Origin of the sequence: Flagellimonas baculiformis, from assembly GCF_033441575.1 — a bacterium.
Taxonomy (GTDB): Bacteria; Bacteroidota; Bacteroidia; order Flavobacteriales; family Flavobacteriaceae; genus Flagellimonas; species Flagellimonas baculiformis.
In genome coordinates this window covers 1-8,187 of the sequence record NZ_JAUZVW010000030.1, presented here as the reverse complement: position 1 = coordinate 8,187, position 8,187 = coordinate 1, and the positions used below count along the sequence as shown (strand labels likewise).

Sequence of the window (8,187 nt, the reverse complement as noted above, 5' to 3'; positions counted from 1 at the left end):
TGGGTCACTTTCGTCCGGCCAGCTATGGTCACTTTGAACCGGCGAGGGTGGTATACTATGTCCGGCGTTTCCATTAAAGCAACTTTATGAAACGGACCCCTGTCCTTTTTGACAATGGCACCCATAGCATCATAAGTAGGGATTCATGGTCTTTTGGGGCGCTACCAATCAAACTAACTTAAATAATGAAAACACATTATAACGTAATCAAAGTCATTGCTTAGTTCTGTACAAAATTTGGGTTAATGTCCATCTCACGTTGTGGGATATAGAAAAACTCCCTTGTCCCGGTGATGAAGGGTTCAGCATCCTGGATTTTATCCACCATACCAAAGCGTTTTAAATCTGGCCATCTATGGTTCTCAAAAGCAAGCTCCACTCTTCTTTCCTGCAATAGTTTTTCTTCGAAGGTTCCTGGAGTGGAGGCATCAATATCGGGAAGATTTACCCTATTCCTAATCTCATTGATCAAATCATAGCTTTCGGGTGTTTCCCCCAATGCTTCGGCCAGCATAAGAAGTACATCTGCATATCTAAAAACCACAAAGTTGGTATCGGAATCGTTTTCAATTGCCAAATCAGATCGGTACTTTTTGATGTACCTAGCTTCTATGGTCTCTCCTTCCAAATCCACATAAGAATCCCCCATCGATATATCATACCGAAGGTCACCGTCCTCATATGCCTCCAACATGGAAACCGTAGGTCGGTTTCGCCCAAATCCTGAGCCTGTTTGCAAATCGGTACTGGGTGAAAAATCGTTGGTAAAAAGGCTTCCTTGTCCAATCCCCCCACTGATGTATTGCACCTCAAAAATGGATTCCGCATTGTTCTCATTGGCCACACCCCATAAATCGGCATAGTCTGGAAGCAGTTCATATCCATAATTGGCTATGATTCTCCGAAGTACCGTTTCAGCAGCAGAATCTTCACCCAAGGTCAGCAATACCTTGGCCAAAAGAGTAGCAGCCGCTCCCTTTGTTGCTTTTCCCACTTCACTGCCCGAGTAAGAAACCGGTAAGGCATCTTCGGCCGCGGTCAGGTCCGTGACCAATTGTCCCAAAATCGTGTTTTGGTCGACCTGTGTCAGCTCTTCCCCAGAGATATATGGTGTAAGCTGTAAAGGGATGTTTCCAAAACCGATGGCCATATGATAGTACACCAATGATCTAATGAACAGTGCTTCTCCTGTGACCCTGTTCTTTAGGGAGGCATCCATTTCCACATTAGGTATCCGTTCCAAAATCACGTTGCAATTGGCAATCACCTTGTACGATTCACTCCATGCGGAAGTAATCTGCTCGTTCAACGCATCTTCGGTAAAGGAATTGATTTCGGTGTATTGACGTGCCAACCCTGTGGCATCCGGACCTTGATCGGTATTATCGCTTCGCATCTCGAACATGGTCCAATACCCCCTTCCATAAATTCCTGTGCTTTGAAGCCCTGAATAACTTGCATTGATGGCCACTTCAAAATCATCCGCAGAATTATAGAAATCGGCTTCATTCCTATTGGATACTGGTGCAAGGTCGGTAAAGTCTTCACTACATCCGGCGAATAGAACCGTGCATAGTATTATATATAGAACTCGTTTCATGTTTTCCATTTTTTAGGTTAGAACTTTAAGTTTACTCCTAGGGTAAAGGATTTGGTCAATGGAAATGCTCCATAATCCTCGCCCGGGGTTAAACTGTTCGTGGTAATACTACTCACCTCTGGGTTGTAACCAAGGTAATCGGTAATCGTAAAAAGATTTGTTCCCGTAACATAGAACCTAAGTTTCTGGATGTTGCTTCCAAAAAGATTATTGGTTGGCAATGTATAACCCAAGGTCACATTCCTCAATCGGATATACGACCCATCCTCTACTTGGAAAGAAGACGGTCTGTTGTTATTTCCATGATTTCCAGATTCTCTGTCCGCCCGTGGAATCGACCCGTTCCCAGGGTCGGAAGGCGACCTCCATCGTTCATTGAAAATGGCATAGGAATTAAAATTGGCCTCCCCGTTCTTCATATGTCTTGAGGTAAGGTTCAAGATCTCATTCCCTTCGACTCCTTGGATCAAGAAGCTCAAATCTATGTTCTTGTACTTGAACCTATTGTTTACCCCCCAGGTAAAATCCGGAAAATAACTCCCGGTAACCGTTCTATCATCTGGAGTGATCTCTCCGTCCCCATCAATGTCCTTGAACTTGAAATCACCGACACCTGGATCAGGAGCCTGGGTATCCAGGGGAGCACTATCTATTTCTGCCTGTGATTGGTATATACCGTCCACTACATATCCGTAATAGCTTCCTATCGGGTCTCCTACCCTTGTTACGTGGCGTACACCGGCACTACCTGAAGAATAAATGGGTTCGTTTCCTTCATTGAGCGAAAGCACTTCATTCTTATTGGTTGAAAAATTGATATCCGTATTCCACGTAAAATCTCCTACAAAATTCTTGGTGCTCAACGCAATCTCAAATCCCCTGTTTTGTACTTCACCAAGATTTCTCAACGTAGTTTCAAACCCAGATACCGAGGAAATGGCAACATTCAACAACAAATCTCTGGTTTTTGTATCGTAGTAATCGGCCAAAAGAAAAACTCGATTGTTGAACAATCCCAGTTCAATACCTGCATCAATCTGTTCCGATTTCTCCCAAGTCAGATTGGGATTGGGAATGGTACTCTGGACCAAACCGTTGATTTCATTTCCTCCCAAGTTATAGTTTTGGGGGGATAATAGGCCAACGGCCCCATAATTGGGAATCTCAAAGTTACCCGTCTGCCCCCAACTCAATCTAAGTTTTAGCTCGGAAACGGTTTCTGACCCGACCAAGAACGATTCTTCGTTCAATCTCCACCCCACCGAGAAAGAAGGAAAATATCCCGTTTGGTTATTCTTTCCGAATCTGGATGATTTATCGGAACGAATCGTACCGGTAAACAAATACTTGTCCTTGTAACTGTAGTTGACCCTGAATAGAGAGGACAATAACGACCACTGTTCCTTTACAGAGGTGCCACCAAACACCTGTCCCCCACTGATGGTGGGAACCAAATCATCCGGATAGTTGTTGGCAATACCTGTTTCAATGTCAAATTGTCCTTTTGGGCGGTATATCCCAAAACAGCATCCAAGTAATGGTCTCCAAATTCCTTTTTCCAATTGAGGGTATTCTCCCAAAGCCAATTGGTCTCTGTGGAAGATGATGCCTGTCCATACGGGTTACCATCCGCCGAATTTCTGTACAACAATGTGTTGGCACGGTAAAAATCCTGATTGTACAAATTAATGTATGCCCCTCCGAAGGTCTTAAAACTCAACTCCGGTAAAATATCGTAAGTCAATGCAAGGCTTCCCCTTGTCTGAAATTGGAATATTTGGTCATCCACGGCTTCGATGATTGCCAAAGGATTACTTGCCGTTGTGGTCCCACCTCCCAAATAGGATTGGTTGTTCAGTTGGTTTATGGTACCGTCAGGATTGTATGGACTCACTGTTGGAGAATGCACTATGGCTGAATAGACGATACCTGGAGGCGTGGCAAAATAAGGTGAAGATGCCGGTACCCGTTGGTTTTCGGTAACGGTCGGGGCCAATCTTACATCCAAGTTCAACTTTTTGGCAAGTTGGGAATTTAGGTTCAGCAGTACGGAGTACCGCTCAAACTTCGCCTTATCTATAACCCCAGTTTGGGAAAAATAGCCCGTGGATACATAAAAACTTGTCTTGTTCCTTACCGGTGATGCGTATGAAAAATTGTAACTCTGAACTATCCCGGTCTTAAAGATAAGGTCTTGCCAATCAGTATCCGTACCATCCCAGTTAACAAAGGATTCCGGTAGTTCGTAGTTGGCATTCCCTCTATCTCCGGGTCCTATGGGATCATTGATGGAAGCTCCATCAACAGAGGCCAGATAATTGTTGTTCCTGGCATCCGTAGTATAGTCTATCAATTCTTGGGCATTCATCAAATCCAACTTATTGGCAACGGACTGTATGCTCACATAAGAATCAAAAGAAAATACTCCTTCTTCAGAGTTGGACCCTTTCTTGGTGGTGATCAAAAGAACCCCATTACCTCCCCTAGATCCATAAATAGCTGCGGCACTTGCATCCTTGAGTACTTGAATGGATTCAATATCATTTGGATTTAGCGTAGCCAATGGATTAATGGTCGGGGGTTGGAACGTAGCCCTTCTATTGGCAACACCTCCCAACTGACTTGATGAGGTAAGGTTACGCGAAATAGGGATTCCGTCCACAACAAACAATGGGTCGTTTCCCGCAGAAATAGAACCTGAACCACGCACCCTAATGTTAGGGGCCGCTCCTGGTTCACCGGAGACTTCCTGTACCTGCACACCGGAAACTTGGCCGATCAGGGCACCTTCCGGGGTCAGTGCGGGAACCTCAACAATGGTTTCTGGGGTAATGGAGACTACAGAACCTGTCACCTTGGTTTTGGCCAATGTTCCATACCCCACTACCACAACTTCTTCAAGGGCAGCGGCATCCTGTTCCATGGAAACCGTGATGGAGGTCTGTCCTGCCACATTCACTTCTTTGGGTCTATACCCAATATAGGTTACTTGGATTTCGGTAACACCTGCTGGCAATGTAATGGTAAATTTCCCGTCAAAATCGGTAGTTGTACCCACTGTGGTCCCTTTGGCCACAATACTTGCCCCCGGCAAGGGCATACCTGCTTCGTCCAGAACCGTACCCGAAAGGTTGGACTGCGGCTTTGGTGCATCAATTCTTTTCTGGGGAACTAAATTGGGCAGTGGCCCCTTGTCTTTGTGCTTCACCACAATTTGCCTTGCGATCACCTCAAAGTACAGGTCCGTATCCTTGAAAAGTTCTTTCATGAAATCTTCAACACAAAGGTCTTTGCGGGATATGGATACCTTATGGTTCAGGTCAACATCGGAAGCTTCATAGAAAAACTTGTATCCGGTTGATTCTGTAATCATTTCAAATACATCCCCTAGCTTCGTATTCTCAAAGCTTATGGCAACAATATCCTCTTGCGTACATGATGCCGCTTTCAAATGGCCGAATATAAACAGTAAGAAAAAACAGCATAATATTCTTCTACCGACCTTTGGCGACAAAGCATGGATAGTTTTGGTTTTTTTCATAATTCTTTTAGTCTAGTTAGTTAAGTATTCGTTTTTTGGTCTACTGGTTCTTCAAATCATAAGCACTATTGTTTGTTAGGTTCTTTTATTGTTATTGTTTTTCCTTCTTTTTGATAGCTGAAGCGGGTATGGGTCTGAATTGTTTTCAAAACCCGGTCTATGTCCTCCACATCGAACATTCCCGTGAATCTTCGCTCACCCAATTCTTCAAATTGGTTTATAATCCGTATGTTATACTGACGCTCCAGCTTTTTTATAATGTTGGACATCGCCTCGTTTTCAAAGGTCAATATGCCTTTGGTCCACGACACATATGAAGAAACATCCACATCTTCCACAACAAAACCACTCTCCACATCAAGTAGCTTTGAAGCTTTTTGTGAGGGCTTTAGCATTTGTGGGGTTTTGGAGGTATTTACATCAACTTCCCCAACTCCTACCGAGCCTTCTACCAAAACCACTTCCGCCACTCCATCCTCTGTATAAGCGGATACATTGAACACTGTACCATACACTTGGGTATATATTGTATTGGTTTTGACAAAAAACGGTTGTTCCGGGTTCTTGGCCACTTCAAAAAAGGCTTCTCCCTGCAAATACACCTCTCTTTTGTCCTTCCCGGAAAAACTAGCCGGATAGCTCAATGTAGATCCCGAATTCAACATGACCACGGTACCATCTTGTAGGGTTACCGAGAGCTTTTTCCCATAAGGGATCTTCAGTACATTGTTTTTTTCCACTTTCTTCCCTTTGGTTCCATTCTTTTGGGTGAGTACTCCTTCTACCAAAGAAAAAACAGTATTTCCCTTTTTGCTTTTAATCGTTCCATTGGCACTTGGGTCTAGATTCAACACTTCACCATTCTCCAATTGCAACGTTATCATATTTAAGTCCACTCGAGGAGTCATATCCTCTTGCGGAGTACTGTATAGCAATGCAAACAAGGATGTGGATACAATTACCACTATGGCAGCCGCATATTTCCACATATCTCCGCGTACCAACAATGACCTTACCTTTTTGGAGTCATTCTCTTTTATGGTTTCCAAGAAATTTTTGAAGGCTTCCTCAGACTTCCAAGATCTGTTCTGATAATTTATCAGGAAATCTGCCTGAACATACTTTTTGAACACTTCTTGGTTGTTCCCCTTTTTTACCCACTCATACAACATTGACAATTCTTCTTGGGTAGCTTCCTGGTTGATGTATCTTGTAATAGTTCTTCTTATATCGAACTTGGTCATCGGTGAAAATTTATCTCTTTTATAAAACAGACGCAGTTTTTCAAAAAACCCTTACCTGAATTTATTTTTTTAACACAAAAATTATGGAGTATGCTTTTTTTGCCCTGAAACTTTAGAAGGAACAATTCAGGGAAAATGAACCTACAGAGAGGTTTTTAGAAGAAAATGGTCAGTTGGGCCCTAAGTCTTTTCAGTGCTTTGCCCATATGCACTTCAACAGTTTTGATGGATATATCAAGTCTCTCGGAGATCTCTTGGTATTTAAGGCCTTCCTTTTTACTCATTATAAAGACCCGCTTACACTGTTCGGGGAGGTTTTCTATTTCGGTCTCCACTCTTTTCAATCGTTCCTCAAAAAGTGAAGCATCGGTATCTGCAACTTCCAGATACGCTTCTTGTTTGAGACTCTCCAACAACTCAAATTCCTTTTTCTTTTTCCGTTTTGAGTCTATAAAGAGGTGGTAGGCTATTTTGAAGATGTAATGCTTTAGTTTGTTTTCTTGGACAACCAACCGTTCCCTGTTGTCCCATAACCTAATAAAAGTTTGTTGGGCTATATCTTCGGCGACCCTTGTACTGCCAGAGACCACCGTCATGTAATTGCACAGTTCTCTATGGTATATCCCAAAAAGGTATCCATAGGCTTCTTGGCAGCCTTCTTTCAGCTGCTCAACAAGAAGATGTTCATCACTGTATTTTTTTTGGTCCATATATTTTCGTCTTAGTCATTCAGCGCGCGACCATTGGGAATACTTCCATTGTATCACCAATACCTGTCTCACGCTCTTAACGTAGCGGTAGTTCAAGCAAAGTGGCATGAACTACCTTTATCTCAAACGAAAAAGTGCCGTTACATAAAAATCCCCCAATACAATCTTGGGCTATTTTTAATAAAGGGAAGCTGTATAAGCTCCTTATTTCAATTCTTTGATCTGAAGTGACCAATAGAATAAATACCAAAAAACGTTAACAAATTATAAAAAAATCTTTAAATGATTTGTTTTTTTAAAAAAATATGAAGAGGAGCTTTGATTCCCCTATTACCCATTTCACCAATTAGCTTACTGTAACCCTATACCGAAAGCATTGGAATTGTAGATGAACTAAATCCTACTATTGTGTTTGGATGTACAACTCCGGAATAAGATTGATCATGGCTTACACACATCGGTTTCCTAAAGGGAGTTCAGCTTGATTTTTAACACGACCTATATCGTCATGTGTGCAAGTTATGAGATAGGGACGAAGCAATTACGGCCGTGTCTTCTAAAGAGGTTTGGGATATGGCAACCCCAATGGTTATAAAATATCAATAAAAAGGCTATATATCAACCTTAAAGTTAAAACCAAGGATTCCAAAAGCAATGGAGACCATGACCGATAGTGCAACGATTATCCATCTTCCAATAATCGAGCATATTCCGGATATAAGTTCGACAACACCTACCATGGACATTATAAATTCATTGGTCAGCAGCCCATGGCAAGCGAACACAAATTCTTTGATCATCACTTGGTTGTGCGGAAGAAGTTCAAAAAACATATCCAACCCGAATAGGATTAAGGTAACCCCCAATCCTATTCGAACCATTTAATATATTCTTCTGGACATTCCTTTATTTCTTGGTCAAATGATATCCAGCCGATTCAACGGCAGAGGTAATTTCCTCTTCCGTGGCACTTGTAGTCTGAACGGTCAATAATTTGTCTTGGGAAGCAAAGTCTACAGACCAATCGGTCACGCCATCCACCTTATCCAAAAATGGTTTTACGGTATTGGCACACCCACTGCACTTAATATT

The 8,187-nt window shown here is 42.5% G+C and carries 6 protein-coding genes; all 6 read right to left on the bottom strand.

Going from position 1 to position 8,187, the window contains the following annotated elements; all coding sequences use genetic code 11:
- Nucleotides 1-220: 220 nt before the first annotated feature.
- Nucleotides 221-1,600, bottom strand: a complete 1,380-nt coding sequence (locus SD450_RS19385) for a RagB/SusD family nutrient uptake outer membrane protein (RefSeq protein ID WP_036386573.1) — start codon at nucleotides 1,598-1,600, stop codon at nucleotides 221-223.
- 17 nt (nucleotides 1,601-1,617) lie between these two features.
- Complete coding sequence (locus tag SD450_RS19380; RefSeq protein ID WP_318345999.1) at nucleotides 1,618-3,054, bottom strand: SusC/RagA family TonB-linked outer membrane protein; 1,437 nt, start codon at nucleotides 3,052-3,054, stop codon at nucleotides 1,618-1,620.
- Entirely contained in the window at nucleotides 3,006-4,973 is a 1,968-nt protein-coding gene (locus SD450_RS19375; RefSeq protein WP_318345998.1) for a SusC/RagA family TonB-linked outer membrane protein, read from the bottom strand. Before SD450_RS19375 ends, SD450_RS19380 begins: the two co-directional genes overlap by 49 nt.
- 233 nt (nucleotides 4,974-5,206) lie before the next feature.
- The gene (locus SD450_RS19370; protein WP_051947309.1) at nucleotides 5,207-6,385 is read right to left on the bottom strand and encodes a FecR family protein; all 1,179 of its coding nucleotides are present in this window, start codon (nucleotides 6,383-6,385) and stop codon (nucleotides 5,207-5,209) included.
- Between the two features lie 155 nt (nucleotides 6,386-6,540).
- Nucleotides 6,541-7,095 carry an RNA polymerase sigma factor gene (locus SD450_RS19365; RefSeq protein ID WP_036383520.1) on the bottom strand — a complete coding sequence of 185 codons (555 nt, stop codon included), beginning with the start codon at nucleotides 7,093-7,095 and terminating at the stop codon, nucleotides 6,541-6,543.
- Nucleotides 7,096-8,001: 906 nt separating this feature from the next.
- A partial coding sequence (locus tag SD450_RS19360; protein ID WP_318345997.1) for a heavy-metal-associated domain-containing protein occupies nucleotides 8,002-8,187 on the bottom strand: 186 nt, incomplete at its 5' end.

Coding starts and splice junctions, on each gene's coding strand:
- SD450_RS19365 (WP_036383520.1), bottom strand. CDS start 7,095: ATGGACCAAAAAAAATACAGTGATGAACATCTTCTTGTTGAGCAGCTG.
- SD450_RS19370 (WP_051947309.1), bottom strand. CDS start 6,385: ATGACCAAGTTCGATATAAGAAGAACTATTACAAGATACATCAACCAG.
- SD450_RS19375 (WP_318345998.1), bottom strand. CDS start 4,973: ATGATTACAGAATCAACCGGATACAAGTTTTTCTATGAAGCTTCCGAT.
- SD450_RS19385 (WP_036386573.1), bottom strand. CDS start 1,600: ATGAAACGAGTTCTATATATAATACTATGCACGGTTCTATTCGCCGGA.